The following is a 25,120-nucleotide window of genomic DNA, read 5'->3' on the forward strand; positions in this document are numbered from 1 at the left end:
CGGGCGACGCGATCATGCCGCCTGATACGCCATGTAGAACGGCTCCCACTGGTGACCGTCCGGATCGATGAAGGTCCGGCCGTGCATTCCGACCTCGGCCTCCTGGGCGCGCTTGTCCGGGCACAGCTCCTCGGTGGCGCCCGCGGCGACGGCCGCGTCGGTCAGCACGTCGACCTCGTCCGCGCTGGCCAGCGATAGCGCGTACGCGGCGCCGGTGGCGGCGACCGTGTCGGCGACGGGCCGCTGGCTGAACGTCGTGAAGAAGGACTTGGTCAGCAGCATCAGGCAAATATTGTCGTCGACCACGATGCAGGCGGCGTTCTCGTCGGTGAAATCCGCGTTCACCTTCCAGCCGACCGCCTCGTAGAAGGCCTTGGACCGGTTCAGGTCCTCGACCGGGAGGTTGATGAAAATCATCTTGCTGCTCATGTTTTCGTCCTTTCGCGGGCGGTGGTGCCGTCACGAATAAGGACGGACGTCCGAATCGAAATTCATCGCTCCTGTCAGGATCCTTCGCGAAGCGAAAGACCTACACCGGTGAATGATCTTGAAACCGCTGGTGAAAAGCCCGTGCGGCGATCCGGTTCGGGCAAATTGCCCTCTGTGACTTGTCGGTGGGCTGTGGCATCGTGACATCCATGAACGACTCGGCCAGATCCGCCACCCTCACCCCCGACGTGCTCGCGTCGTTCGAGGGGCACCGGCGCGAGCTATGCGCCTACGCGTACCGCATGCTCGGTTCCTCCTTCGAAGCCGAAGATGCCGTGCAGGAGACCTTCACCCGCGCCTGGAAGTCCTACGACTCGTTCGAGGGCCGCGCCAGCCTGCGCTCGTGGTTGTACCGCATCACCACCAACGTCTGCCTGGACATGCTCGACGGCCCGCAGCGCCGGGCCCGGCCGATGGACCTCAACGGCCCCAGCAGCCCCGATTCCACCCTCCCGCCGCCGCAGCCGGATTACGTCTGGATCGAGCCGATCCCCAACGCCCTGGCCTTCGGCGCGGACCCGGCCGAGCACGCCTCCACCAAGGACACGCTGCGCCTGGCCTTCGTCGCCGCCTGTCAGCACCTGCCCGCCACCCAGCGCGCCATCCTGATCATGCGCGAGGTGCTGCGGTTCTCCGCCAACGAGACCGCCGAGGCGCTCACCATGTCCCCCGCGTCGGTGAACAGCGCGCTGCAACGGGCCCGGGCCACCATGTCCAAGGTGCAGCCCAGCGATTTCGACGACTTCGACGAAGCCGACGAGAACCAGCGCAAGCTGGTCGACAATTTCGTCTCGGCCTTCGAGGCCTACGACATGGACGCCCTCACCACGCTGCTGAAAGCCGATGTGGCACTGTCGATGCCGCCGTTCGACCTCTGGATCTCGGGCCCGCAGAACGTCGCCGAGTTCATGCTCGGCACCGGCAGCGCGTGCGAGGGCTCCAAGATGATCCGCTTGGAAGGCGCCAACGGACACATCGCCTTCGGCCACTACAAGCCGACCGAGGAACCGGGCGTCTACATGCCGTGGTCGATCACGATTCTGGAACTCGACGGCGACGCCATCGCCGGCCTGAACTTCTTCCTCGACACCGAAAAACTGTTCCCGCTCTTCGATCTCCCGATGGAACTGCGCACGGACGCCTGAGGCGCCCCGCCGAAACGAGATCTGCCCCCGTCCTGGCTCTGGACGGGGGCAGATTCGTTACGGGCGACTCGACCACCAAGCCGCCCGTGGTTCCTGGGTCAGGAGATACCCAACCGCTCGTTGGCGAGGACCCGGATGGCCTTCTTGTCGGGCTTGCCGAGGCCGGTGAGCGGCAGCTGGTCGACGACGATGTAGTGCTTGGGCACCTGGACCGAGCCCTTGCGCTGCTTCACGGTCTGGGAGATTTCGGTGGTCACCTTCTGCACCGCGGCTTCGTCGGCGGCGATGGCCGGGTCGAGCACGAGGACCGCGGTGACGGCCTCTTCCCACTGCGGGTCCGGGACGCCGACCACGGCCACGCCGAGGACGCTGTCGTGTTCGGCGACAACGTCTTCCACCTCGCGCGGGAACACATTGAAGCCACCGGTGACGACCATGTCCTTGCTGCGGCCGACGATGTGCAGGAAGCCGTCCGCGTCCTGGCGGGCCAGGTCGCCGGTGCGCAGCCAGCCGTCCTTGAAGGTTTCGGCGGTCACCTCGGGGAGATTCAGGTAGCCGGCCGCCAGCAGCGGTCCGGAGACACAGATTTCGCCGACCTCGCCGGGGGCGACGACGTTGTCCTCGGAGTCGAGCAACGCGACCCGCAGGGCGGCGGAGGGACGGCCACACGAGGTGAGCCGCTCCTTGTCGTGCTCCTCCTTGCCCAGGTAGCTGATCGCCATCGGGGCCTCGGACTGGCCGAAGTACTGGGCGAAGATCGGGCCGAACTTCTCGATGGCCTGGGTGAGCCGGGTCGGATCGATCGAGGACGCGCCGTAGTACACGGTTTCCAGCGAGGACAGGTCCCGCTTGTCCACGTCGGGATGGTCGAGCAGCGCGTAGATCATCGACGGCACCAGCATGGTGGCGCTGATCTTGTACTCCTCGATCGCTTTGAGCACCTCACCGGCGTCGAAGCGCGGGACCACGATGCACTCGCCGCCGAGCAGCACCACGGGCAGGAAGAACGCCGCGCCCGCATGCGAAAGTGGTGTGCAGATAAGGAATTTCGGCCGCTTCGGCCATTCCCATTCCGACAGCTGGATCTGGGTCATGGTGGCCATGGCCTGCGCCGTGCCGACCACGCCCTTGGGCTTGCCGGTGGTGCCGCCGGTGTAGCTGACCGAGATGACGTCCTCGGGCCGCAGCTCCACGGCGTCGACCGGACCGGGCTCGTACTTCGCCACCTCGGCGAGGAAATCCACACCGACATCGGACAATTCGTCCGGCACCGGGCCGAGCACCAGCACCTTGGTCAACCCCTCGACGCGGTCCACCAGGTCGCGGGCGCGCTGCACGAACATCGGCACCGGATCCAGGATCAGCGTCGTAATGCCCGCGTCGGCAAGGACATACGCGTGATCGTCCAGGCCGCCGATGGGATGCAGCGCCGTCCGCCGGTGCCCGCGCGCCTGCCCGGCCGCGATGGTGAACAGCACCTCGGGCCGGTTCAACGCGAGAACGCCTACCGGAGAGCCGGTTTCGATGCCGTTGGCTTCGAACGCGGCCACGTACTGACTGATGGCGTCGAGCACGTCCGCGCCGGTGAGCACGGTGTCCCCGAGCGTGACCACCGGAGAGTTCTTGTGCCGCCGCAGTCCAGCGAGCAGGCTGAACCCGTTGTGCACAGGCATCCGCAGGCGGGTATCGGGATCGATTGTGGTCATCGTCACCTCAATGAATCTAGAACGTGTTCTATCAATGAACAAGGGTTATCACGAGGCGAGCTCGGCCAGCTGCCGAACCTGCGCCGCGTCGGCGGCCGAAACCAGCATCATGGTCACGCCCGCGGCCTCCCAGACCTTGATCTGTTCGCGGACGTGCTCGACCGGGCCGATGATCGCGGTGTCCAGGATCAGCTCGTCCGGCACCACCGCCGCGGCTTCGGCCTTCTTGCCCGACAGGAACAGCCGGCTGATCTCGTCGACCTCGCGCTCGTAGCCCATCCGCTTGTAGACCTGGGCGTGGAAGTTCTGTTCCGGCGCACCCATGCCGCCGATGTAGAGCGACATGATCCAGCGCATCTTCTCCAGTTCGGCGGCCGGATCGTCGGTGATGACCACCTGGCAGCTCGCGGCGATCTCGAAGGTCTCCCGGGTGCGGCGCGCCCCAGCCCGCGCGAAGCCCTCATCGAGCCAGTCGTTGTACATGTTCGCCAGCCGCGGAGCGAAGTAGATCGCCAGCCAGCCGTCCGCGATCTCGGCGGTCAGCGCCACGTTCTTCGGGCCCTCCGCGCCCAGCCAGATCGGCAAATCCGCACGTAGCGGGTGCACGATCGGCTTCAGCGGCTTGCCGAGACCGACCGCGCCCGGCCCGGTATAGGGCAGCGGGTAGTGCGGCCCGGCATTGGTCACCGGCGCCTCGCGCGCCAGCACCTTGCGAATGATGTCCACGTACTCGCGGGTGCGCGCCAGCGGCTTGGCGAAGGGCTGCCCGTACCAGCCTTCGACCACCTGCGGGCCGGAGACGCCCAGGCCCAGCACCGCGCGGCCGCCGCTGAGGTGATCCAGGGTGAGCGCGTGCATCGCGGTGGCGGCCGGCGTACGCGCGGACACCTGAACCACCGACGTGCCCAGGCGCACCCGCTCGGTCTGCGATCCCCACCAGGTAAGCGGCCCGAAGGCGTCCGAACCCCACGATTCGGCGGCGAACACCGCGTCGAAGCCGGCAGCCTCGGCGGCCTGCACCAACTCCCCGGCGTTGGCCGGCGGCTGTGCCATCCAGTACCCGAGCTGCAATCCGAACTTCATCAGGTGTCTCCTTCTCCGTCGCCGAGGCCGCCGTGGCCGAGCTCACATCGGACCCTAGGCTCTCCCGATGCTTGCCACCAGAATAAGAACCTGTTCTACTCGATGTCGTGACTCAGGGGAATACCGCATCCGGCGTAGTTACGGATGAGAAAGGGGCGGAATTGAACACAGCGACGCCCGATGTACTCAGTGCGCCCCTCCGGATGCACTTCGACTACACCCGCTCGGTCGGACCGACCATCGGCAAGTTCCTGACCGGCTTGCGCGGGCATCAGGTGATCGGCGTGCGCGGCTCGGACGGACGCGTGCTGGTGCCGCCGCCGGAATACGATCCGGTGACCGCCGCGCCGCTGACGGAGTTCGTGACCGTGGCCGATGTCGGCACCGTCGAATCCTGGAGCTGGGTGGCCGACGTGCTGCCCGGCCAGCCGTTCGACCGGCCCTTCGCCTACGCGCTGATCCGCCTCGACGGCGCCGACAGCGCGCTGCTGCATGCCGTGGATGTCGCTACGCCGCAGGATATTTCGACCGGCATGCGCGTGCGCGCCCGCTGGGCCGCCGAAACCACCGGCAGCATCAAGGACATCGCCTGCTTCGAGCCGGGCGAAACCTCCACCGCCCCAGCGGATTCCAGCGACGAGCGGGAGCCGATCACCGAGATCGTCACGCCCGTCGACCTGCATTACAGCCACAACGCCTCGCCGCAGGAGACCGTCTACCTGCGCGGCCTGGCCGAGGGCAAGCTGCTCGGCGCCCGCTCCGGCGACGGCGACAAGGTGTATTTCCCGCCGCGCGGCGCGAATCCGACCAACGGCCTGCCGACCAACGACTACGTCGAGCTGTCCGATCACGGCACCGTCACCACTTTCTGCATCGTCAACGTGCCGTTCCTGGGTCAGCGCATCAAGCCGCCCTACGTGGCCGCCTACGTCCTGCTCGACGGCGCCGACATCCCGGTCCTGCATCTCGTACTCGGTTGCGAGGCAAGCGAAGTGCGCATGGGCATGCGGGTGCAGGCGGTGTGGAAACCGCGCGAGGAGTGGGGCTTCGGCCTGTCCAACGTGGACCACTTCGAGCCGTCCGGCGAACCCGACGCCGACTACGACACCTACAAGCATCACCTCTGAGAGGCCGCGTACGTTGACTGACAATTCCACCGACATCGCGGTGGTGGGGTTCGCCCACGCGCCGCATGTACCGGAGACCTTCGGCACCACCAACGGTGTCGAAATGCTGGTGCCCTGCTTCCAGCAGCTCTACGCCGACCTCGGCATCACCAAGTCCGACATCGACTTCTGGTGCTCGGGCTCCTCGGATTACCTTGCCGGACGCGCTTTTTCGTTCATCTCCGCGGTCGACGCGATCGGCGCGGTGCCGCCGATCAACGAGTCGCACGTCGAGATGGACGCCGCCTGGGCGCTGTACGAGGCGTTCGTGAAACTGCGGTCCGGCCAGGCCCAGACCGCACTGGTGTACGGCTTCGGCAAATCTTCGGCGGGCACGCTGCGCCAGGTGCTGACCATGCAGCTCGACCCGTACACCGTCACGCCGCTGTGGCCGGATTCGCACGCCATCGCGGGCTTGCAGGCCCGGGCCGGGCTGGCCGCGGGCCGCTGGACCGAGCGGGATATGGCCGCGGTCGCCGCCGGCCCGGACGGCGATCTCGAATCTCTGCTCGCCACACCGTATGTGGCCGATCCGCTGCGCGCGCACGACATCGCGCCTGTCACCGACGGTGCGGCCGCGATTGTGCTGGCAGTGGGCGAGCGCGCCAAGGAACTGTGCGAGCGCCCGGCCTGGATCACCGGGATGGCGCACCGCATCGACACCCCGATGCTCGGCGCCCGCGACCTCTCCGTATCCCCCTCCACCGCGGCGGCGGCGCAGGCGGTGACCGGTGGCGACACCACCGGATTCGATATCGCCGAACTGCACGCGCCGTTCAGCCACCAGCAGCTGATCCTCGCCGAGGCGATCGGCTTGAAGCCGGGAACTCGGGTGAACCCCTCCGGTGGCGCACTGGTAGCAAACCCGATGTTCGCCGCCGGATTGGAGCGCATCGGATTCGCCGCACGGGCGATTATGGCGGGCTCAGCTAATCGTGCACTCGCGCACGCGACCAGCGGCCCGGCGCTGCAGCAGAACCTGGTTACTGTTTTGGAGGGCACCCGATGACGTCTTTGAATGCACCCGGCCCCGCCGCGGTGCTCGGCACCGGCCAGACCCATCACGTGACGAAACGAACCGACGTCTCCATGTCGGGGATGTGCCGCGAGGCAATCGATCGTGCGCTCGAAGACGCCGGCCTCACCATGGCCGACATCGACGCGGTCGTGGTCGGCAAGGCGCCGGACATGTTCGAGGGCGTCATGATGCCCGAGCTCATGATGGCCGACGCCCTGGGCGCTACCGGAAAACCCCTGCTCCGCGTGCATACGGCCGGCTCGGTCGGCGGCTCCACCGGTGTCGTGGCCGCCAACCTGGTGCAGGCGGGCATGCACAAGCGGGTGCTCGCGGTGGCCTGGGAGAAGCAGTCCGAATCGAATGCCATGTGGGCGTTGTCTATTCCGGTGCCGTTCACCATGCCGGTGGGCGCGGGTGCGGGCGGCTACTTCGCGCCGCACGTGCGCTCCTATATCCGCAGGTCCAGCGCCCCGAGCCATATCGGCGCACTGGTCGCGGTGAAGGACCGCCGCAACGGCGCCAAGAACCCGCTCGCGCATCTGCATCAGCCCGACATCACCGTCGACAAAGTGCTGGCCTCGCAGATGCTGTGGGACCCGATCCGATTCGACGAGACCTGCCCGTCCTCGGACGGCGCGTGCGCGCTGGTCATCGGCGACGCCGAAGCCGCCGCCGTGGTCGAAGCCGAAGGCAAGAAGGTCGCGTGGGTGCACGGCACCGCCATGCGCACCGAGCCGACCACCTTCGCCGGACGCGACCAGGTCAACCCGCAGGCCGGCCAGGACGCGGCCGCCGCACTGTGGAAGGCGGCGGGCATCACCAACCCGATCGAAGAGATCGACGCCGCCGAAATCTATGTCCCCTTCTCCTGGTTCGAGCCGATGTGGCTGGAGAACCTCGGTTTCGCCGCACCCGGCGAAGGCTGGAAGCTCACCGACAAGGGCGAGACCGAGATCGGCGGCAAGATCCCGGTGAACCCGTCCGGCGGCGTGCTGTCCTCGAACCCGATCGGCGCCTCCGGCCTGATCCGGTTCGCCGAAGCCGCCAAGCAGGTCATGGGCCGGGCCGGGGATTACCAGGTCAAGGACGCGCGCAAGGCCATGGGTCACGCCTACGGCGGCGGCTCGCAGTACTTCTCCATGTGGGTTGTCGGATCGGAAAAGCCATGACGAACGAGAACCATCCGGCGGTGATTGCGGGCCGCGCTTCGCAGGCGGCCGTGCGGTCCCGGGACAAGGACGCCTGGGTCGCGCTGTTCGCGGCCGACGGGATTGTCGAAGACCCCGTCGGCCCTTCCGGATTCGACCCCGAAGGCAAAGGTCACCGGGGTCCCGAGGCCATCGCGGCGTTCTGGGACAAGGCCATCGCGAAGACCGAATCGATCGAGTTCCTGTTCGACGACTCGTTCGCCTGCGGTCACGAGGTCGCCTTCACCGGCAAGATCCGCACCCGCATCGCCGGCCAGCAGATCGATGCCGAGGGCGTCTTCACTTACAAGGTGGACGACGCCGGGAAGATCGCGGCGCTACGCGCGTTCTGGGAGACCGAGCGCGCCATGGCCACCATGAAGGCCGCCGAGTAAGGACCGCTGACCTCCGGGTTCAGCACGCCAAGGCCCCGAACCGCATGGGACGTGCCGGTTCGGGGCCTTCGTGCGGGTGCGGCCGGTCAGTGCGCGACCGGGCAGCCGCCACTCTTGGTCTTGTAGTCGACCTGGAATTCCTTGATGCCGTTCAGCCAACCCGACCGCAGCCGCTTCGGATCACCGAGCTTGGTGATGTCCGGCAGGTGATCGGCGATCGCGTTGAAGATCAGCTCGACTTCCAGCCGCGCCAGGTTCGCCCCGATGCAGAAGTGCGCGCCGGTGCCGCCGAAGGACAGGTGGTCGTTGTTCTTGCGCAGGATGTCGAACCGCTCCGGCTGCTCGAAGACGTCCTCGTCGAAGTTGGCCGAGCGGTAGAGCATGACGACCCGCTGGCCCTTCTTGATCTGCACTCCCCCGATCTCGGTGTCCTCCAGCGCGGTCCGCTGGAACGAGGTGACCGGGGTGGCCCACCGGATGATCTCGTCGTAGGCGGTCGCCGGGCGGTCCTTCTTGAACAGCTCCCACTGCTCGGGGTGATCAAGGAATGCCATCATGCCGTGCGTGATGGCATTGCGTGTCGTCTCGTTGCCCGCGACCGCCAGCAGGATCACGAAGAAGCCGAACTCCTCCGGCTTGAGCGAGTCGCCGTCGATGTCGGCCTCGATCAGCTTGGTGACCAGGTCGTTGGCGGGACACGCCTTGCGCGCCTCGGCCATCTCGTAGGCATAGCTGAGGATCTGCATGGACGAGGCCATCGGATCGACATCGGCGAATTCGGGGTCGTCGTAGCCGGTCATCTCGTTGGACCACTGGAAGACCTTCATCCGGTCCTCCTGCGGCACGCCGATCAGTTCGGCGATGGCCTGGAGCGGAAGTTCGCACGAGATCTGGGTGACGAAGTCGCCCGCGCCCTCTTCGGCAGCGCGCTTGACGATCCCCTCGGCCCGCGCGGACAGCTCGGCGCGCAGACCGTTGATGACGCGTGGGGTGAAGCCGCGCGAAATGATCTTGCGCAGTTTGGTGTGGTCGGGCGCGTCCATGTTCAGCAGCACCAGTCGCTGCATGTCGATGTTCTCGCGCGGAATGTCGTCGTTGAAGCGCGGCAGCGCTGTGTTCTCGAAGGTGGAGAAGACCTCGCTCCGCCGCGAGACCTCCTTGACGTCGGCGTGCTTGCTCACCACCCAGAAGCCGTCGTCGTGGAAACCGCCGACTTCCGGCGGCTGTGGATTCCACCAGACCGGCGCGGACTTGCGCAGTTCCGCGTACTCCTCGACCGGGACGCGCTGTGCGTAGATATCCGGATCGGTGACGTCGAAACCCTCGGGCAGATCAGGACGAGTGTGAACCACCAGTTGTCTCCTTTGAGAACTGAAACACGTTCTACACTCATTGCAGCACAGGGGGTATTACTAGTAAAGAAGATCTAGGGGACCGACTAACACGCGTTCCAGTTTTCTGTCCCGAACACAGGGTCTGAGCAAAAGAAGGATTTGGACATGGGCACACCCGTAATCGTCGAGGCAGCTCGCACCCCGATCGGCAAGCGCAACGGCTGGCTCGCCGGCTTGCACGCCGCCGAACTGCTCGGCGCCGCCCAGCGCGGGATCCTCGACAAGGCGGAACTGGATCCGATCCTCGTCGAGCAGGTCATCGGCGGCTGCGTGATGCAGGTCGGCGAGCAGGGCAACAACGTCACCCGCACCGCCTGGCTGCACGCCGGACTCCCCTGGCAGGCCGGCGCGGTCACCATCGACAACCAGTGCGGCTCGGCGCAGCAGGCCGTCGGCCTGGTCGCGGGCCTGATCTCCACCGGCGCCATCGAGGTGGGCCTGGCCTGCGGCCTGGAGTCGATGAGCCATGTCCCGCTGGGCGCCAACGTCGGAACCCATGCCGGTCCGCGCCGCCCCGCCTCCTGGGATATCGATATGCCGAACCAGTTCGAGGCCGCCGAGCGGATCGCCAAGCGCCGCGGCATCACCCGCGACGACGTCGAGGAACTGGGCGAACGCTCGCAGCGCCTGGCCGCGCAGGCCTGGGCCGAGGGCCGCTTCGACCGCGAGGTGCTCACCATCAAGGACGCGCCGCAGGTCGACAAGGAGGGGAACCCGACCGGCGAGACCCTCGACGTCAGCCGGGACCAGGGCCTGCGCGACACCACCCGGGCGGGGCTGGCCAAGTTGAAGCCGGTTCTGGAGGGCGGGATCCACACCGCGGGCACCTCCTCCCAGATCTCCGACGGCGCCGCGGCCGTGCTGCTCATGGACGAAAAGGCCGCGCAGCAGCGCGGTTTGCGCCCGCGCGCCCGGATCGTGGCGCAGGCACTGGTCGGCAGCGAGCCCGAGTTCCACCTGGACGGGCCGGTGCAGGCCTGTCAGCGGCTGCTCGACAAGTCCGGCATGAGCATGTCCGACATCGATCTGTTCGAGATCAACGAGGCCTTCGCCTCGGTAGTGCTGTCCTGGGCGTCGGTGCACAAGCCGGACATGGATAGGGTGAACGTGAACGGCGGCGCGATCGCACTCGGCCATCCGGTCGGCTCCACCGGATCCCGGCTGATCACAACGGCTTTGCACGAGCTGGAGCGCACCGGCAAGAGCACCGCCATGATCTTGATGTGCTGCGGCGGCGCGCTCGCCACCGGCACCATCATCGAGCGACTTTAGGACTCAACGAGATTCCACCCCGTTTGTTGAACGTTCATCCCAGAAGCGTCAAAACGTGTCGTACGCCACACAATCGGCGGTACAGAGAAGTAGATGAGACGTCAGCTATCTTACGGCTATCATTGGTCCGTCGCGGAAGACCTCTGCGACGGGCCAGAACCGGTGCTTGTCACGTCTCCACCAGAGACCTTGGGGCGACCCGCAAACGCTACGGTCCCAGTGACTTCGCTCGAGGCACACCTAGAAGCTTCAAGGAAATCCGGAATCAGGCGTAGGTTTTCAGTTACTGAGCCGCTAATATCAATGATACGTATCCGAGATAACGACTGTTAGTACAGCGAAGGGAATTGGGCGGCTCACAATGGCTGATTTCGCGGCGCGGCTGAACAAGCTGTTCGAAACCGTGCATCCCCCGGGGCGCAAGCCGCACACCAACGCGGAGGTTGCGGCTGCGCTGACAGCCTCCGGGCATCCGATCTCGAAACCGTATCTCTCGCAGTTGCGGTCGGGACAACGGACGAACCCGTCGGACGAAACGGTGGCTGCACTGGCCAAGTTCTTCAAGGTCAAGCCGGACTACTTCTTCAACGACATCTATGCCGCCAAGATCGATCACGATCTGGAGCTGCTGTCCCAGCTGCAGGGCTATGGACTGCGACGGCTGTCGAGTAGAGCGTTCGACCTGTCCGAAGAATCACAGAACCTCCTCACCTCGATGGCGGAGAAGCTTCGGGCCAGTGAAGGCTTGCCCGAAATCCCGCCGGACGGAACTGAATAGGGGCCAGTAAGGTCACCGCCCGACGGCTGTCGGGGGCGTCGGCGGTGGTGTGTGTAAGGCGGGCTCCTTTGGGGTGCCCGACGTGTTACCCATGTGTCTTCGAACTCAGTTGGCCAGGGGGGTATGCGTCGTAGCAGCTGAGTCCGGCTCGGCCTTTGGCCGTGCCGGATTTTCTGCTGCCCGAGTTGAATTCGCTCCACGAAGCGAATCAGACCAATTGGGCGGTTCTGGCAAACTCAGCCGAGATGTACTTGCAAATGAAATCGCTACCCGTGTGCGGAGTTCCGCGCCGGCGCTTCCACGCCGCTGTAGGCGTCGAAGGAGCGGGCGATGGCCTGCACCCAGCCGCGCGGGCTGATACCCTCCGGCGGCGCGATCCAGCGCGAGTCACACACGATGTCGCCCAAGGGGTTTCGGGCCCACTCGGCCACCATGTCGGCCCGCTCCACGATCGAGGCGGGCGGCTTACCCGCGGCCATCAGCTCCACGCCGCCGCCGGACTGCAGATACAGCGCGTCCATGATCTGGGCGACCTGGTCGGAAGCCTTGAGCTGGGTGGAGGTTCCGGTCTGATCGTGCGCGAGCACCTCGGGGAAGCGGCCGATCATCAAGCGGTGCAGTTCCCGGATCTGGCGCAGCAGCACCCGCGCACGCAGCCACAGCTCCACCACGATCCAGATCGCGCCGAAAGCTATTAGCAGCGCGGCGATTTCCCACACCGGCCAGCCCCAGGCGGGCAGACCCGGTGCGGGACGGGGCGCTTCGCTGAGCGCACGCCGAATATTGAAGGCGGACAACACCGCGACAACCGCGGTGCCGGTCGTATAGATGGCGATTCCACGGCCCAGCGTGGTCCAGTCCAGGTTGCGCACGCCGGTGGTGACGATGAACAGGCAGGCGATCACCACATATGCCCAGCCGAAGGTATAAGACCAGGCCAGCGCGACGATCACGGTGAGGACGCCGCCGGCGTAGATGTAGGACGCGATCCGCCCCAGGTTCCGCCGCGACACCACCGGCCAGGCCGCCGCCGCGACCACCGCGGTGGCGGTCGTGAACAGGATCCACGCCGACACCACGACACCGTCGGAGAGCAGCCCCGCGTGCAGCCCGCGCGGAAGCAAATTGTCTATGGCCAAAGCGATTTCGGGCACCGCGACGGTGGCCCCGAGCGCGACGGCGGCGACCGCGACCACGATCGCGACGCGCGCCGTGGTCGCCGGTTTGACCAGCACCCGCCCCACCCTCGCACCGGCGGCCATCCAAACCAACATGGCTGTCAACCACAAGGTCATCATCCGAGTGCCTCGTCGAATCGAAGGACCGAGACGCCTGCGCCCCGGGTGTTGAACACGCGCAGCCTGGTCATCAGCATGGCCGCGAAGGTCTCGGCCTCCCATTCGGCCTGTTCGTCGGCTCCGTCGTCGAGGATCTGCTGATGCGCCCGCTGACTGAGCATGTAGGCGATCAGGTCGTCGCTGGCCTCCAGCGTGACCTCGGGGGCCGGTGCGCCCTCGTGGTCGAAGATGATGTGACCGAGTTCGTGCGCGAGGGTGTGCTCGCGGCTGGGCAACGCGGTCGCCAGCACGATCACGTCCCGGTCCGGATACAGCCGCCGCTGTCCGCAGACGCCGGGACCCAAATGGGCACTGGCGATTTCGATCTCCCGCTGCCGCTCCCGGGCGATCGCCTCGACCACTTCGTCGAGGGTGCAGGCGTCGAAATCGGCGGCGACCGCGCACACCGCGTCGACCGCGGCCGCCACCCGGCGGTAGGACCGCGCGCTGTTCTGAGTTTTGCTGTCACTCATGCCGTTGCCCCTCACGACCTAGGTCCGAAGAACTCGGCACGGGCGGCATCGATGCGCGCTTGCGCCGCCGACGCACTCTGGAAACTCACTGCGCCCGAGCCGGTTCCGGCCAGCGCGAGCGCGATCAGACCGCCTACCACGGTGAGCACGTTGGGCTCCGGCAGTCCGTCGTCCGAGGAGGTCGGGCGCACATCGGGATTCGGCTTCGCCGGGGCGGCGGGGGGCGCGGGCGGCGGCGGTGGCGGCGGGGCGGGCGCTTCCGGCGGAACCTGTTGGGGCGCAGGCGGGGCCACGACGGGTACCGGCAGTTGCGGTACCGCCGGCGCGGGCACGGACGGCGCGGGCGGAATCACCATGGGCACGGTGGGCGGCGCGGGCGCGGGCACCGGCGGGATCGGAATCAACAGCAGCAGAAGCGGAGTCGCGGAACCGACCGCGGCAGAGCCGACGGCGGCCGAACCCACCGCGGCGGAGCCGACACCGGCCGAGCCGACGGCAGCGGACCCCACGCCCGCCGAACCGACTGCGGCAGAGCCGGTTCCGAGCACCGCGGAACCGGTACCGGCGAGCGCCGCCGAGCCCGTACCGAGAATCACGCCCAAACCGGCCGACCCCGAGCCGAGCACCACGCCGAGACCGGCCGAGCCCGTGCCGAGCGTGAGCCCCAGCCCGGCCGAACCGGTACCGAGCACTACCCCGAGTCCGGCCGAACCGGTGCCCAGGATTGCGCCCAAACCGGCGGAACCGGTACCGAGCACCGCGCCGAGACCCGCGGAACCGGTACCGAGCGCGAGCCCCAGGCCGGCCGAACCGGTACCGAGCACCGCGGCCGTACCGGCCGAACCGGTCGCCAGCGCGGCCGACCCGGTGCCGAGGACCGTGCCGACGCCCGCGGAACCGGTGCCGAGGACCGCGGAGCCGGCGGCCGAGCCGGTGCCGAGGATTACGCCGAGACCGGCGGAGCCGGTGCCCAGCAACGCGCCGAGCCCGGCGGCCGAGCCGGAGCCGACCGCCTGGGTGGGCTGCATCGGAGGCTGGGCGACATCCGTGGGTTCGGACACCACGGGGGCCCGCTGCCCGGGGATGGTCATCGGCGTCCACTGTTCCGCGATCTCCGGAGCGGCCGGTTCGGGACAACCCGCGCTCAACGAACATCCGGGCTGGGCCAGCACATCGGCCTGCGCGGGCGCCTCAGGTCTGACGCGGCCGTCGGGCTGCGCCAAGGCAGCCACGGGCCCGAGTAGCGCGAAGCCGGAAACCAGCCCAGCTACCGCAGCAACTCGCATCGTGCGACCAATGGCCATGCGCCAGCCTTCCCCTTCATCACATACAGCGCAGTTTCGCTTGCCCGGTCGCAACACTCTCCGGGACTTATACGGACGAGATATAAGAGTAGTAGGCCTCGCGATCTTGCGCAGAGAGACCGCGGAACTGTGACGGGCCCCTCCAGCCGCACAAACGCCGAGCCCCGCGCACGAAACGTGCGCGGGGCTCGAAGAAGTGGCCGTTGACCGGGGCTCAGGCGCCGTAGACCGGTTCCGGCGACACAGCTTTCGCGAGCAGGTCCTTGACGACCGGACCGAGTTCGGCGGGCTCCCAGCGGGCGCCCTTGTCCACCGCCGCGCCGTGCCGCCAGCCATCGGCCACGGCGACCTTGCCGGCTTCGACCTCGAACATCCGGCCGGTGATGCCGGCCGACTCGGCGCTGCCGAGCCAAACCACGAGCGGCGAGACGTTTTCCGGCGCCATGGCGTCGAAGCCGCCGTCCTCGGGTGCGGCCATCGTCTCGGCGAAGACGGTTTCGGTCATCCGGGTGCGCGCGGCCGGGGCGATCGCGTTCACGGTCACGCCGTAGCGGCCGAATTCGGCGGCGGCGGTGAGGGTCAGGCCCGCGATGCCGGCCTTGGCGGCGCCGTAGTTGCTCTGGCCGACGCTGCCCTGCAGGCCGGCGCCGGAGCTGGTGTTGATGATGCGCGCGTCGACCGGATTGCCCGCTTTGCTTTCCGCGCGCCAGTAGTTGATCGCGTGACGCATGGTGGCGAAGTGGCCCTTGAGGTGCACGCGGATCACCCCGTCCCACTCCTCCTCGGACAGGTTGGCCAGCATCCGGTCGCGCACGAAGCCGGCGTTGTTGACCAGCACGTCCAGCTTGCCGAAGGTGTCGACGGCGGTGCGGATCAGATTCTGCGCGCCCGCCCAGTCGGCGATGTCGTCGCCGTTGGCCACGGCTTCGCCGCCGAGCGCCTTGATCTCCGAAACCACTTGCTGGGCCGGGGTTTCGGCGGTCGCGTCGCCGTTCAGCGCGGAGCCCAGGTCGTTGACGACCACCTTCGCGCCCGCCGCGGCGAAGGCCAGCGCGTGCGCCCGCCCGATGCCGCGGCCCGCGCCGGTGACGATGACCACGCGTCCGGCGCAGATCTCGGTGCTCATACCTGTTGTCCCTCTTTCGTTGTGGAGTGGTGATCAGCGGTCGCGGCCGCGAGGAAGGCGGGGCGCTCACCGCCGCCGTGCACCAGCAGAGTCGCGCCGCTGACGTAGGCGGCCAGCGGGGAGGCGAGGAAGGCGGCACAGCGCCCGATGTCCTCGGGACGGGCCATCCGGCCCAGCGGGATGGTCTCCGCGACCGCGGCGATGCCGTTCTGATCGCCGTAGTGCAGTTCGCTCTGCTCGGTTTCGACCAGGCCGACGACCAGCGAGTTGACCCGGACCTTCGGCGCCCACTCCACCGACAGCGACTCGGTCAGGCTGTCGATGCCCGCCTTGGCCGCGCCGTAGGCGGCGGTGCCCGGCGAGGGCCGGTGCCCGCTGACGCTGGACACCATGACGATCGAGCCGCCGTCCGGCTGCTGCTGCATCACCGCGTTGGCAATTTGCGAAACCAGCAGCGGAGCAAGCAGGTTCAGCTCGACAATCTTCGAATGGAAGTTCTTGCTGGCCTGTGCGGCCAGCGCGAAGGGCGCGCCGCCGGCGTTGTTGATCACGTGATCGAGGCGGCCGTGCTTGCGCACGATGGTCTCGACCAGGCCGTTGACCGAGTCGGCGTCGCGCACATCGCAGGGTAGGTATTCGATCTCCCGCCCGTCGCAGGACACCGCCGCTTCCGCCGGGCGGCGCGCGCACGCGATGACGGTCGCGCCCGCCGCGAGGAAGGCCTTGCTCACTCCGGCGCCGACGCCTCGCACACCGCCGGTGACGAGAACAACGCGGCCGGACAGGTCGATTTCGAGAGCCACCGTGCTAACCTACCAAGCAACTGCTTGCTTCGGCAATGCACACCAGTCTTAAGAACGATGGGACATTCGATGGGGATCAACCGTCACACCGAAACCGCGGGCGTCGAAGTCGTCACGGTCGACTATCCGCCGGTCAACGCCCTGCCTTCGGACGGCTGGTTCGCCCTCGCCGACGCCATCCGCGCGGCCGGGCGCAACCCGGAAACCCGGGTCGTCGTGCTGCGCGCCGAGGGCCGCGGCTTCAACGCGGGCGTCGACATCAAGGAGATGAACGAGGACGTCGGCCACGCGAAGCTGATCGCCGCCAACCACGGCTGCTTCGAGGCCTTCGCCGCGGTCTACGACTGCCAGGTTCCGGTGGTCACCGCCGTCAACGGGTTCTGCCTCGGCGGCGGCATCGGCCTGGTCGGCAACTCCGATGTCATCATCGCCTCCGACGACGCGACCTTCGGCCTGCCCGAGGTCGATCGCGGCGCGCTCGGCGCGGCCACCCACTTGGCCCGGCTGGTCCCCCAGCATCTGATGCGGACCATGTTCTACACCGCGGGCAAGCTCACCGCGCAGCAGTTGCACCATTTCGGCTCGGTCTACCAGGTGGTCCCGCGCGCCGAACTCGACGCCGCCGCACTGGAAGTCGCGAAGAACATCGCGAACAAGGACGGCCGCGTCATCCGCGCCGCCAAGAAGGCGCTCAACGGCATCGACGTGCAGGACGTGCACCGGTCCTACCGCTTCGAGCAGGGCTTCACCATGGAGCTCAACCTCGCCGGTGTGGCCGATGAGATCCGGGCGCGCTTCGACGACGATCTGGCCGCACAGAAGAAGGGGAAATAAAGCCATGCGCGACAAGCGAATGTCGCTCGACGATGTGGTCGGCGAGCTGCGCAGCGGGATGACGATCGGCATCGGCGGCTGGGGTTCCCGGCGCAAGCCGCTCGCCTTCGTCCGCGCGCTCCTGCGTTCGGACATCAAGGATCTGACCGTCGTCACCTACGGCGGGCCGGACCTGGGTCTGCTGTGTTCGGCGGGCAAGGTGCGAAAGGCCTACTACGGCTTCGTTTCCCTGGATTCCGCGCCGTTCTACGACCCGTGGTTCGCCAAGGCGCGCACCGGCGGCGAGATCACAGTGCGCGAGATGGACGAGGGCATGGTCAAGTGCGGCCTGCAGGCTGCCGCCGCCCGGCTGCCGTTCCTGCCGATTCGCGCCGGATTGGGTTCCGCCGTCGTCGATTTCTGGGAGGGCGAGCTGCAGACCGTGCAGTCGCCGTACCCGACCGACGGCAAGACCGAGACCCTGGTCGCCATGCCCGCTTTGCAGCTCGACGCCGCCTTCGTGCATCTGGATCTGGCCGACAAGCACGGCAATGCCGCCTACACCGGCGTCGACCCCTACTTCGACGACCTGTATTGCCTGGCCGCCGAGCGCCGGTACCTGTCGGCGGACCGGCTCGTGGAGACCGAGGAACTGGTGAAAGCCGTTCCGCAGCAGTCCATCATCCTCAACCGCATGATGGTCGACGGCGTGGTCGAGGCCCCCGGTGGCGCGCACTTCACCTTCTCCGGCGGCTACGGCCGCGACGAGAAGTTCCAGCGCCACTATGTCGAGGCCGCCAAGACGCCCGAGTCGTGGGCCGAGTTCAAGGCGCGGTACCTGGATGTGTCCGAGGACGAATACCAGGCCGCCGTCCGTGCTTTCGCCGAGGAGCAGAAGTGACCAGCACCGATACGATCACCAGGGCCGAGGTCTGCGTCGTCGCCGCGGCCGAAATCTTCCGGGGCGCGGGCGAGATCATGGCCAGCCCGATGTCCACCGTGACCACCATCGGCGCGCGCCTGGCCCGGCTCACCTTCGAGCCGGATCTGCTGCTCTCCGACGGTGAGGCGCTGTTCTTCGCCGAGGTTCCGGCGATCGGCGGCAAAGCCCCGATCGAGGGCTGGATTCCGTTCTCCAAGGTGTTCGACGTGGTCGCCTCCGGCCGCCGGCACGTGGTGATGGGCGCCAACCAGATCGACAAGTTCGGCAACCAGAACCTGTCGGCTTTCGGTGCGCTGCAACAGCCTTCGCGTCAGATGTTCGGTGTGCGCGGCGCGCCCGGCAACACCATCAACCACGCCACCAGCTACTTCGTGCCCAAACACAACAAGCGGGTGTTCTGCGAGACCGTCGACATCGTCTCCGGAATCGGTTACGACAAGATCGATCCGGAGAACCCGGCCTACCGGTTCCACCACCTGCACCGGGTGGTCTCCAACCTGGGCGTCTTCGACTTCAACGGCCCGGATCACACCCTGCGCGCGCTCTCGCTGCACCCGGGCGTGACGGCGGACGAGGTCGCCGAGAACACCTCGTTCGAGATCGCCGGACTCGACGAGGCGGGCGAAACCCGCTGGCCCACTGAGGAAGAGCTCCGGATCATCCGGACCGTGCTCGACCCCAAGGGTTTCCGCGAGAAGGAGGTCCAGGCATGACCGGACGCCTCCGCACGCCGCTGACCGAGCTGGTCGGCATCGAGCATCCGATCGTGCAGACCGGCATGGGCTGGGTCGCCGGACCCGGGCTGGTCGCGGCCACCGCGAACGCGGGCGGTCTCGGCATTCTGGCCTCGGCCACGATGAACCTCGACGAGCTCGAGGTGGCCATCGCCAAGACGAAAGCGAAGACGGACAAGCCTTTCGGCGTGAACATTCGCGCCGACCTGTCCGACGCCGAGGATCGTTGCAACATGATGATCCGCGAGGGTGTGAAGGTCGCTTCCTTCGCGCTGGCTCCCAAGAAGGAGCTGATCGCGAAGCTGAAGGACAACGGCGTGGTCGTCATGCCGTCCATCGGCGCCGCGAAGCACGCGGTGAAGGTGGCCTCCTGGGGCGCGGACGCGGTCATCGTGCAGGGCGGTGAGGGCGGTGGTCACACCGGCTCCGTGGCCACCACGCTGCTGCTGCCGTCCGTCCTCGACGCAGTCGACATTCCGGTCGTCGCCGGCGGCGGCTTCTTCGACGGTCGCGGCCTAGCGGCCGCGCTGTCCTACGGCGCCGCCGGCGTCGCCATGGGTACCCGCTTCCTGCTCACCCAGGACAGCAGCGTGCCTGAGTCGGTCAAGCAGGAATACCTGAAGCGCGGACTCCAGGACACTGTCGTGTCGGTCAAGGTCGACGGCATGCCGCACCGCGTGCTGAACACCGAATTGGTCGACAAGCTGGAGCATTCCGGACCGATCCGCGGTCTGGCCACCGCACTCGCCAGTGCCGCCAAGTTCAAGCACATGACCGGCATGAAGTGGACGACCATGATGAAGGAGGGCCTGAACACGCGTAAGCACAAGGACCTCACCTGGTCTCAGGTCGTCATGGGCGCCAACACCGCCATGCTGCTGAAAGCCGGTCTAGTGGACGGCAACACGCACGCGGGCGTCCTCGCGTCCGGCCAGGTTGCGGGCATCATCGAGGACCTGCCCACCGTCCAGGACCTGATCGACGGCATCATCACCGACGCACTGGCCCGCATCAGCGCGATCGCCGCACTTCCCGTCGAATCCACAGCGACTGCGACCCAGTCCTGAACCACCGAAGGGCGCCCGCGATCCACGAGATCGCGGGCGCCCTTCGCTATGCCCAGCGGAAGGCGGTGCCGTACCAGACATAGGCCACGGCGGTGCCGATATTGCCGTCGCTGCCGCGAGTGTCGGAGGCGAACAGCACCCGGGCGCCGAGGATGCCGTCGGCATTACCCTGAGCCGCGGTTTCCTGAAAGCCGCGCAGGGCGGCGGCGAACCCGGAGGCGGAGGCCCACACCGACCACGACACCGCGATCGCGCCGTGCGGGTTCTCGGGGACGTGGTCGGTGGTGTAGACCGGTGGAAGTGCCATTCGTTCAGAGTCGCACCGGCTTCCCCTATGCGGCAATGGTTTTGGGGTTCACCACGGCAGTTGTCCGAGCACCGTGTCGTCCTCCGCGCCCCAGCGGTAGCCCCAGAGTTGGCCGGTGGGGCCGTCTTCGGCCAGGGTGGCCAGTTCGACGCTGACCTGGGCGCCCTGTGCGGCGGTGCGGAAGCCGGTGTTGCCGTTGAAGTCGGTGGCGCAGTAGCCGGGGTTGGCGGCGTTGACCTTGATCGGGGTGTCCCAGAGTTCCTTGGCGTACATGGCGGTGACCATGTTGAGGGCGGCCTTGGAGGCCGGGTAGGAGATGGCGGCGGCCTGCCACATCGGGCTCGACTGGTCCATCAGGAAGCCGATGGAGCCGACCTCGCTGGAGACCTGGACGATGCGGGCGGCCGGCGCGTTGCGCAGCAGCGGCAGCATGGCGTTGGTGACCGCGACAATGCCGAAGACGTTGGTTTCGAAGACTTCTCGCATCCGGTCCACGTCGGTCTCCGACGGCTTGTCGAAAGCGCCGCCCGAGATGCCGGCGTTGTTCACCAGGACGTCCAGGCGGCCGAATTCCGCGTCGATCCAGGCGGCGGCCCGGGTGATGGCGGCGGCGTCGGTGGCATCGATCTCCAGCGCCCGCGCATCGATCCCCTCGGCGCGTAGTTTGTCCGCGGCGTCAGCGCCGCGCTGCGCCGATCGGGCGCCCACCAGCACCGTGAACCCCCGCTCGCCGAGCTGGCGGGCGGTTTCGTAGCCGATGCCCCTGTTGGCACCGGTGATCAGGGCAATCTGCTTCGTTGTCGTCATGGATTCCAGCCTGGCACCGCGAGAACGCGCCGGGGAGGACCACTTCAGCCTGGTACAGGCTGTACCACCCAGCGACGCACCAACTCCCCCGATACTGGAAGGGTGAGTGATCGAACCGAGCTGGCCAAGTTTCTCCGGGCCCATCGCGCCAAGCTGCACCCGGCCGAGGTGGGTCTGCCCGAGACCGGTCAGCGCCGCACGCCCGGATTGCGCCGTCAGGAGGTGGCGCAGCTGGCGGGTATCTCGGTGGATTACTACATCCGGATGGAGCAGGCGCGCGGTGCGAAGCCCTCGCGGCAGGTGCTGGCCGCGGTCGGGCGGGCGCTGATGCTCAGCACCGACGAGCGCGAGTACCTGTTCCGGATCGCCGGGGAGAATCCGCCGGCGGTGGCCGGGCCGAATCGCACTGTCTCGCCATCGGTCCGGGTGCTGCTCGACAACATGGCCGTGCCCGCGTACGTGGTGGACGCCTGCTACGACATCCTGGCGTGGAATCGGATGGCCGTCCCGTTCATCGGCGATCTGGCGCGGGTGCCCGAAGCCGACCGGAATATGGTGCGCTGGATGTTCCGGCTGCCCGACGACGCCGAACCGTGGTCGGAACCGGCGTCGGTGAACTTCGCCCGCTCCACCGTCGCCGACTTGCGCGCGGTCTATGCCCGGCACCCGGGCAATCCGGCGCTGGCCGCGCTGGTCACCGAATTACTCGGCACCTCACGACGTTTCGCGCAGATGTGGGCCGATCAATGCGTCGAGGTGCGCCGCGGGCATCACAAGCGGATCCAGCATCCCGACCTCGGCGCACTCGCCTTCGACTGCCAGGTGCTCACCATCTCCGACAGCGAGCAGCGCATGATCGTGTACTGCCCGGAGCCCGGCTCACCGACCGCCGGTGTCTTCGCGCGGATCGCTGCCTCGGTGGCCGCGCCGCACGGACCGTCCCTGTGCCCGAACGCCACACCCGGCGCCGGCCCCGCACCGAGCGCGGCTGTCGTCACCGACTTCACCTAGCTCCGGCCGGCCGCGCGGCACGATCTGCCCACCCCGCAATCAGTGGGCAGATCCCGAAGACGCTCTCGCTCAGACGCGCTCGATGATGGTGACGTTCGCGGTGCCGCCGCCCTCGCAGATGGTCAGCAGACCGTAGCGGCCGTTCACTCGCTCCAGCTCGTTCAGGAGGGTCGCGAACAGCTTGGCGCCGGTAGCGCCCAGCGGGTGGCCGAGCGCGATCGCGCCGCCGTTGACGTTCACCTTGTCCGGATCGATGCCGATTTCCTTGATCCATGCCAGCACCACCGGCGCGAAGGCTTCGTTGATCTCGGCCACATCGATGTCATCGATGGACAAACCGGTCTTCTCCAGCGCCCACTTGGTCGCCGGGATGGGACCGGTCAGCATCATGATGGGGTCGGCGCCGCGGGCGCTCACGTGGTGGATCCGGGCACGCGGCTTCAGGCCGTACTCCCGCACAGCCCACTCGGAGGCGAGCAGGGTGGCACTCGCGCCATCCGAGATCTGGCTGGCCACCGCGGCGGTCAGCGACCCGCCCTCCGCGAGCACCTTCAGGCCCGCCATCTTCTCCAGGCTGGTTTCGCGCGGGCACTGATCGATGCTGAAGTCGCCGACCGGGACGATCTCATTGTCGAAGCGGCCGTTCTTGATCGCGTCGCGGGCCCGGTCGTGGCTGCGCAGTGCCCACTGCTCCATGTCCAGGCGGCTGATGCCCCACTTGTCGGCGATCATCTGCGCACCATTGAACTGCGACACCTCGGCGGTGCCGTAGCGATGGTCCCAGCCTTGCGCTCCGATGAAGGGGGAATCGAAACCGTATTCCTTGCCCGCGAGCATGGCCGCGGAGATCGGGATCGCACTCATGTTCTGCACGCCACCCGCGACGATCACTTCGGCGGTGCCGCTCATGATGGTCTGCGCGCCGAAATTGATGGCCTGCTGGGAGGATCCGCACTGCCGGTCCACCGTGACGCCCGGAACTTCTTCCGGGAATCCCGCGGCCAGCCAGGCGGTGCGGCCGATGTTGCCGGCCTGCGGCCCGATGTTGTCGACACAGCCGACGATCACGTCGTCGACCTGACCCGGGTCGATCGGGCTGCGGTCCAGCAGGCCCTTCAGCACGGCCGCGCCGAGATCTGCCGGATGCACGGCGGCCAGCGCGCCGTTCTTCTTGCCGACCGGGGTGCGGACCGCGTCGATCACGTAGGCGTCCAAGGCCGGGGCGTACGGACGGCGGGTGGGTGCAGACATGTGGAGCTCCAAACTAACTGTGCTGAACGGTCAAACCGTCGAGCACGATGGTCAGATACTGCTTGGCGAGGTTTTCGACGGTGATCGGCCCGCCCGGCTGATACCAGCGGACCGCGACCCAGACCGTGTCCCGCAGGAACCGGTAGGCCAGTTCGACGTCGAGTTCGGCCCGGAAGCTGCCGTCCGCGACGCCGTTGGTGAGCACTTTGTGCCAGAGTTCGCGGAACTCGTTGTTGTATTCGTCGATGTAGGCGAAGCGTTCGGCGCCGCGCAGGCGCTTGGCCTCGGCCTGGTAGATGGCGACCGCGGCGTGGAAGTGGTCGAACGATTCGTAGGAGGCCAGGACCAGGGCTTCGAGGGTGTCGCGCGAGCTGAGCCCGGCCCCGACGATCTCCCGGTAGCGCCCGAACAGATCGTCGAGGAAGCCGCGCAGGATCTCGTCCACCATGGATTCCTTGGAATCGAAGTGGTGGTAGAGGCTGCCGGATAGTATTCCGGCCGCGTCCGCGATATCGCGGACGGTGGTGGCACGCAGCCCACGCTGGGCGAACAGATCAGCCGCTAGCAGGAGCAGTTCGTTGCGCCGTGCCGATTTCGAGGCATCTGCTGATTTCGAGGCGTCAGGTGCGGTCACATAGCCGATCGTACAACCAAGCATTTGCTTGGTCTACACCGAGTCAACGGAACGAGTAGCGCAGTGGCGAGGAGACAGACAGATCGGCCAGCAGTCGATCGCAGATGACCACCGGCGATATCCCCGCGCGCGCGAGCCGAGCGACCAGCGCCAATCGCCGTTCCGCGCTGTCCCATTCGACCGTCAGCGGCCCGCGCCCCGGGCCCGCGTCCACCGTCGCCATCACGCGTGGCGGGCCGTTCGGCATGGGTTCTTCGATGAGCTTGAGCACCATGCCGCGCTGCCAGGCGTGGTAGGTGTCCATGTCCGCGCCGATCACCAATTTGTCCGTGGCGGCGCAGAGTCCCTGCGCGATCTCGTCGGCGAAAGCCACGCGATCGAAACGGAACTGGCGGCAGCGGCGCACCACCTCTAGCAGGTCGGCGCGCACCTCACGCATGAGCGCGGCCTGGCGCTGCCGGCGGCGATCTTTTTCCGAGCCGGCGCCGGGCGCATGCTCCAGCCCGATCCGCTTGGCGCGCTCGTGATCCCGCTGCATGTCCTCGCGTAGGGCACCGCGCGGATCGCGCGCCACCTCGCCCTCATCGATCGCGTACTGCTCGAGTATCTGCGCGGCGCGGGTAGCCGTGGCGCGTTCGGAACGATGGTCCATGAGTTCGGCGCCGAGTGTCAGCGCGGCGAGGACCATGCTGTCCAGCCTTCGCCTGGCCAGCACGACTTCGCGCACCAAATCGAGTTCCAGTTGTTCGCGGGCATGTGGGCGATCCAGGCCCATAGCCATCGCCCCTCACGGGAGTTTGCGGGATCCGACCATCCCCAGCATGGCACACGAAAGGCATCGACACGCAATGGTTTTTCAGCTGAGCGCGTGCCCATA

The 25,120-nt window shown here is 67.4% G+C and carries 26 protein-coding genes; 12 read left to right on the forward strand and 14 right to left on the reverse strand.

What is annotated here, in order from left to right; translation table 11 throughout:
* Positions 1–12: 12 nt before the first annotated feature.
* Entirely contained in the window at positions 13–429 is a 417-nt protein-coding gene (locus tag AB0M14_RS03285; RefSeq protein ID WP_364988196.1) for a VOC family protein, read from the reverse strand.
* Between the two features lie 209 nt (positions 430–638).
* On the opposite strand from AB0M14_RS03285, the gene AB0M14_RS03290 reads away from it, so the two are divergent.
* Complete coding sequence (locus tag AB0M14_RS03290) at positions 639–1,634, forward strand: sigma-70 family RNA polymerase sigma factor (RefSeq protein WP_364988200.1); 996 nt, start codon at positions 639–641, stop codon at positions 1,632–1,634.
* Between the two features lie 98 nt (positions 1,635–1,732).
* On the opposite strand, the gene fadD8 is transcribed toward AB0M14_RS03290, so the two are convergent.
* A complete protein-coding gene (fadD8, locus tag AB0M14_RS03295) occupies positions 1,733–3,340 on the reverse strand; it encodes a fatty-acid--CoA ligase FadD8 (RefSeq protein ID WP_364991261.1) in 1,608 nt (535 codons plus the stop codon).
* Between the two features lie 48 nt (positions 3,341–3,388).
* Positions 3,389–4,423, reverse strand: coding sequence for an LLM class F420-dependent oxidoreductase (locus tag AB0M14_RS03300; protein ID WP_364988205.1), 1,035 nt, complete (start codon positions 4,421–4,423; stop codon positions 3,389–3,391).
* Between the two features lie 203 nt (positions 4,424–4,626).
* Between AB0M14_RS03300 and AB0M14_RS03305 the strand changes: the two genes are divergently transcribed.
* The 4 genes from AB0M14_RS03305 to AB0M14_RS03320 are packed head-to-tail and all read left to right on the forward strand — an operon-like array spanning position 4,627 to position 8,189.
* On the forward strand, positions 4,627–5,550 hold the full coding sequence (locus AB0M14_RS03305) for an OB-fold domain-containing protein (RefSeq protein WP_364991264.1): 924 nt from the start codon (positions 4,627–4,629) through the stop codon (positions 5,548–5,550).
* 13 nt (positions 5,551–5,563) lie between these two features.
* On the forward strand, positions 5,564–6,598 hold the full coding sequence (locus AB0M14_RS03310) for a thiolase domain-containing protein (protein ID WP_364988209.1): 1,035 nt from the start codon (positions 5,564–5,566) through the stop codon (positions 6,596–6,598).
* The gene (locus AB0M14_RS03315) at positions 6,595–7,776 is read left to right on the forward strand and encodes a thiolase domain-containing protein (protein ID WP_364988211.1); all 1,182 of its coding nucleotides are present in this window, start codon (positions 6,595–6,597) and stop codon (positions 7,774–7,776) included. The genes AB0M14_RS03310 and AB0M14_RS03315 overlap by 4 nt, the downstream gene beginning before the upstream one ends.
* The gene (locus AB0M14_RS03320; protein WP_364988214.1) at positions 7,773–8,189 is read left to right on the forward strand and encodes a nuclear transport factor 2 family protein; all 417 of its coding nucleotides are present in this window, start codon (positions 7,773–7,775) and stop codon (positions 8,187–8,189) included. The genes AB0M14_RS03315 and AB0M14_RS03320 overlap by 4 nt, the downstream gene beginning before the upstream one ends.
* 86 nt (positions 8,190–8,275) lie before the next feature.
* Here AB0M14_RS03320 and AB0M14_RS03325 read toward each other — a convergent pair whose 3' ends face one another.
* A complete protein-coding gene (locus tag AB0M14_RS03325) occupies positions 8,276–9,541 on the reverse strand; it encodes a cytochrome P450 (RefSeq protein WP_364988217.1) in 1,266 nt (421 codons plus the stop codon).
* A 147-nt stretch (positions 9,542–9,688) separates the two neighbouring features.
* Here AB0M14_RS03325 and AB0M14_RS03330 point away from each other — a divergent pair, with 147 nt between their 5' ends.
* Positions 9,689–10,855: a steroid 3-ketoacyl-CoA thiolase gene (locus AB0M14_RS03330; protein ID WP_364988221.1), complete on the forward strand. Its 1,167-nt coding sequence runs from the start codon at positions 9,689–9,691 to the stop codon at positions 10,853–10,855.
* A 361-nt stretch (positions 10,856–11,216) separates the two neighbouring features.
* Positions 11,217–11,633, forward strand: coding sequence for a helix-turn-helix domain-containing protein (locus tag AB0M14_RS03335; RefSeq protein ID WP_011207048.1), 417 nt, complete (start codon positions 11,217–11,219; stop codon positions 11,631–11,633).
* Positions 11,634–11,899: 266 nt separating this feature from the next.
* Here AB0M14_RS03335 and AB0M14_RS03340 read toward each other — a convergent pair whose 3' ends face one another.
* From AB0M14_RS03340 to AB0M14_RS03360, 5 genes are all read right to left on the reverse strand, one after another.
* On the reverse strand, positions 11,900–12,907 hold the full coding sequence (locus AB0M14_RS03340) for a hypothetical protein (RefSeq protein ID WP_364988224.1): 1,008 nt from the start codon (positions 12,905–12,907) through the stop codon (positions 11,900–11,902).
* A 20-nt stretch (positions 12,908–12,927) separates the two neighbouring features.
* Positions 12,928–13,443, reverse strand: a complete 516-nt coding sequence (locus AB0M14_RS03345) for an ImmA/IrrE family metallo-endopeptidase (protein ID WP_364988227.1) — start codon at positions 13,441–13,443, stop codon at positions 12,928–12,930.
* 11 nt (positions 13,444–13,454) lie between these two features.
* Positions 13,455–14,747, reverse strand: coding sequence for a hypothetical protein (locus AB0M14_RS03350; protein ID WP_364988230.1), 1,293 nt, complete (start codon positions 14,745–14,747; stop codon positions 13,455–13,457).
* A 214-nt stretch (positions 14,748–14,961) separates the two neighbouring features.
* A complete protein-coding gene (locus tag AB0M14_RS03355; protein WP_364988234.1) occupies positions 14,962–15,873 on the reverse strand; it encodes an SDR family oxidoreductase in 912 nt (303 codons plus the stop codon).
* Positions 15,870–16,676 carry an SDR family oxidoreductase gene (locus AB0M14_RS03360; protein ID WP_364988237.1) on the reverse strand — a complete coding sequence of 269 codons (807 nt, stop codon included), beginning with the start codon at positions 16,674–16,676 and terminating at the stop codon, positions 15,870–15,872. Before AB0M14_RS03360 ends, AB0M14_RS03355 begins: the two co-directional genes overlap by 4 nt.
* Positions 16,677–16,745: 69 nt before the next feature.
* On the opposite strand from AB0M14_RS03360, the gene AB0M14_RS03365 reads away from it, so the two are divergent.
* Genes AB0M14_RS03365 through AB0M14_RS03380 form a run of 4 tightly spaced genes read left to right on the forward strand, consistent with a single transcriptional unit; the run spans position 16,746 to position 20,233 of the window.
* A complete protein-coding gene (locus AB0M14_RS03365; RefSeq protein WP_364988240.1) occupies positions 16,746–17,510 on the forward strand; it encodes an enoyl-CoA hydratase family protein in 765 nt (254 codons plus the stop codon).
* Positions 17,511–17,514: 4 nt separating this feature from the next.
* Complete coding sequence (locus AB0M14_RS03370) at positions 17,515–18,390, forward strand: CoA-transferase (RefSeq protein ID WP_364988244.1); 876 nt, start codon at positions 17,515–17,517, stop codon at positions 18,388–18,390.
* Positions 18,387–19,145 carry a CoA-transferase gene (locus AB0M14_RS03375; RefSeq protein WP_364988247.1) on the forward strand — a complete coding sequence of 253 codons (759 nt, stop codon included), beginning with the start codon at positions 18,387–18,389 and terminating at the stop codon, positions 19,143–19,145. The genes AB0M14_RS03370 and AB0M14_RS03375 overlap by 4 nt, the downstream gene beginning before the upstream one ends.
* Positions 19,142–20,233, forward strand: coding sequence for a nitronate monooxygenase (locus AB0M14_RS03380; protein ID WP_364988250.1), 1,092 nt, complete (start codon positions 19,142–19,144; stop codon positions 20,231–20,233). The genes AB0M14_RS03375 and AB0M14_RS03380 overlap by 4 nt, the downstream gene beginning before the upstream one ends.
* Before the next feature lie 46 nt (positions 20,234–20,279).
* Here the strand turns inward: AB0M14_RS03380 and AB0M14_RS03385 are convergent, their stop codons facing one another.
* Together AB0M14_RS03385 and AB0M14_RS03390 are read right to left on the reverse strand one after the other, a co-directional pair.
* Positions 20,280–20,540: a hypothetical protein gene (locus AB0M14_RS03385; protein WP_364988254.1), complete on the reverse strand. Its 261-nt coding sequence runs from the start codon at positions 20,538–20,540 to the stop codon at positions 20,280–20,282.
* 48 nt (positions 20,541–20,588) lie between these two features.
* Complete coding sequence (locus AB0M14_RS03390; RefSeq protein WP_364988257.1) at positions 20,589–21,347, reverse strand: SDR family oxidoreductase; 759 nt, start codon at positions 21,345–21,347, stop codon at positions 20,589–20,591.
* A 102-nt stretch (positions 21,348–21,449) separates the two neighbouring features.
* Between AB0M14_RS03390 and AB0M14_RS03395 the strand changes: the two genes are divergently transcribed.
* Positions 21,450–22,358 carry a helix-turn-helix transcriptional regulator gene (locus AB0M14_RS03395; protein WP_364988260.1) on the forward strand — a complete coding sequence of 303 codons (909 nt, stop codon included), beginning with the start codon at positions 21,450–21,452 and terminating at the stop codon, positions 22,356–22,358.
* 69 nt (positions 22,359–22,427) lie between these two features.
* Here AB0M14_RS03395 and AB0M14_RS03400 read toward each other — a convergent pair whose 3' ends face one another.
* Genes AB0M14_RS03400 through AB0M14_RS03410 form a run of 3 tightly spaced genes read right to left on the reverse strand, consistent with a single transcriptional unit; the run spans position 22,428 to position 25,018 of the window.
* Positions 22,428–23,609, reverse strand: a complete 1,182-nt coding sequence (locus tag AB0M14_RS03400; RefSeq protein WP_364988263.1) for an acetyl-CoA C-acetyltransferase — start codon at positions 23,607–23,609, stop codon at positions 22,428–22,430.
* A gap of 13 nt (positions 23,610–23,622) precedes the next feature.
* Positions 23,623–24,267: a TetR/AcrR family transcriptional regulator gene (locus AB0M14_RS03405; RefSeq protein WP_364988266.1), complete on the reverse strand. Its 645-nt coding sequence runs from the start codon at positions 24,265–24,267 to the stop codon at positions 23,623–23,625.
* 19 nt (positions 24,268–24,286) lie between these two features.
* Complete coding sequence (locus tag AB0M14_RS03410; protein WP_364988269.1) at positions 24,287–25,018, reverse strand: hypothetical protein; 732 nt, start codon at positions 25,016–25,018, stop codon at positions 24,287–24,289.
* Between the last annotated feature and the right edge of the window lie 102 nt (positions 25,019–25,120).

The sequence above is a fragment of the Nocardia sp. NPDC051832 genome, assembly GCF_040681285.1.
Lineage (GTDB): Bacteria > Actinomycetota > Actinomycetes > Mycobacteriales > Mycobacteriaceae > Nocardia.

Excerpts from the sequence above, each read along its gene's own strand:
- AB0M14_RS03285 (WP_364988196.1), bottom strand. The coding sequence starts at position 429 with ATGAGCAGCAAGATGATTTTCATCAACCTCCCGGTCGAGGACCTGAAC.
- AB0M14_RS03290 (WP_364988200.1), top strand. The coding sequence starts at position 639 with ATGAACGACTCGGCCAGATCCGCCACCCTCACCCCCGACGTGCTCGCG.
- fadD8 (WP_364991261.1), bottom strand. The coding sequence starts at position 3,340 with ATGACCACAATCGATCCCGATACCCGCCTGCGGATGCCTGTGCACAAC.
- AB0M14_RS03300 (WP_364988205.1), bottom strand. The coding sequence starts at position 4,423 with ATGAAGTTCGGATTGCAGCTCGGGTACTGGATGGCACAGCCGCCGGCC.
- AB0M14_RS03305 (WP_364991264.1), top strand. The coding sequence starts at position 4,627 with ATGCACTTCGACTACACCCGCTCGGTCGGACCGACCATCGGCAAGTTC.
- AB0M14_RS03315 (WP_364988211.1), top strand. The coding sequence starts at position 6,595 with ATGACGTCTTTGAATGCACCCGGCCCCGCCGCGGTGCTCGGCACCGGC.
- AB0M14_RS03320 (WP_364988214.1), top strand. The coding sequence starts at position 7,773 with ATGACGAACGAGAACCATCCGGCGGTGATTGCGGGCCGCGCTTCGCAG.
- AB0M14_RS03330 (WP_364988221.1), top strand. The coding sequence starts at position 9,689 with ATGGGCACACCCGTAATCGTCGAGGCAGCTCGCACCCCGATCGGCAAG.
- AB0M14_RS03335 (WP_011207048.1), top strand. The coding sequence starts at position 11,217 with ATGGCTGATTTCGCGGCGCGGCTGAACAAGCTGTTCGAAACCGTGCAT.
- AB0M14_RS03340 (WP_364988224.1), bottom strand. The coding sequence starts at position 12,907 with ATGTTGGTTTGGATGGCCGCCGGTGCGAGGGTGGGGCGGGTGCTGGTC.
- AB0M14_RS03345 (WP_364988227.1), bottom strand. The coding sequence starts at position 13,443 with ATGAGTGACAGCAAAACTCAGAACAGCGCGCGGTCCTACCGCCGGGTG.
- AB0M14_RS03350 (WP_364988230.1), bottom strand. The coding sequence starts at position 14,747 with ATGGCCATTGGTCGCACGATGCGAGTTGCTGCGGTAGCTGGGCTGGTT.
- AB0M14_RS03355 (WP_364988234.1), bottom strand. The coding sequence starts at position 15,873 with ATGAGCACCGAGATCTGCGCCGGACGCGTGGTCATCGTCACCGGCGCG.
- AB0M14_RS03365 (WP_364988240.1), top strand. The coding sequence starts at position 16,746 with ATGGGGATCAACCGTCACACCGAAACCGCGGGCGTCGAAGTCGTCACG.
- AB0M14_RS03370 (WP_364988244.1), top strand. The coding sequence starts at position 17,515 with ATGCGCGACAAGCGAATGTCGCTCGACGATGTGGTCGGCGAGCTGCGC.
- AB0M14_RS03380 (WP_364988250.1), top strand. The coding sequence starts at position 19,142 with ATGACCGGACGCCTCCGCACGCCGCTGACCGAGCTGGTCGGCATCGAG.
- AB0M14_RS03385 (WP_364988254.1), bottom strand. The coding sequence starts at position 20,540 with ATGGCACTTCCACCGGTCTACACCACCGACCACGTCCCCGAGAACCCG.
- AB0M14_RS03390 (WP_364988257.1), bottom strand. The coding sequence starts at position 21,347 with ATGACGACAACGAAGCAGATTGCCCTGATCACCGGTGCCAACAGGGGC.
- AB0M14_RS03400 (WP_364988263.1), bottom strand. The coding sequence starts at position 23,609 with ATGTCTGCACCCACCCGCCGTCCGTACGCCCCGGCCTTGGACGCCTAC.
- AB0M14_RS03405 (WP_364988266.1), bottom strand. The coding sequence starts at position 24,267 with ATGCTTGGTTGTACGATCGGCTATGTGACCGCACCTGACGCCTCGAAA.
- AB0M14_RS03410 (WP_364988269.1), bottom strand. The coding sequence starts at position 25,018 with ATGGGCCTGGATCGCCCACATGCCCGCGAACAACTGGAACTCGATTTG.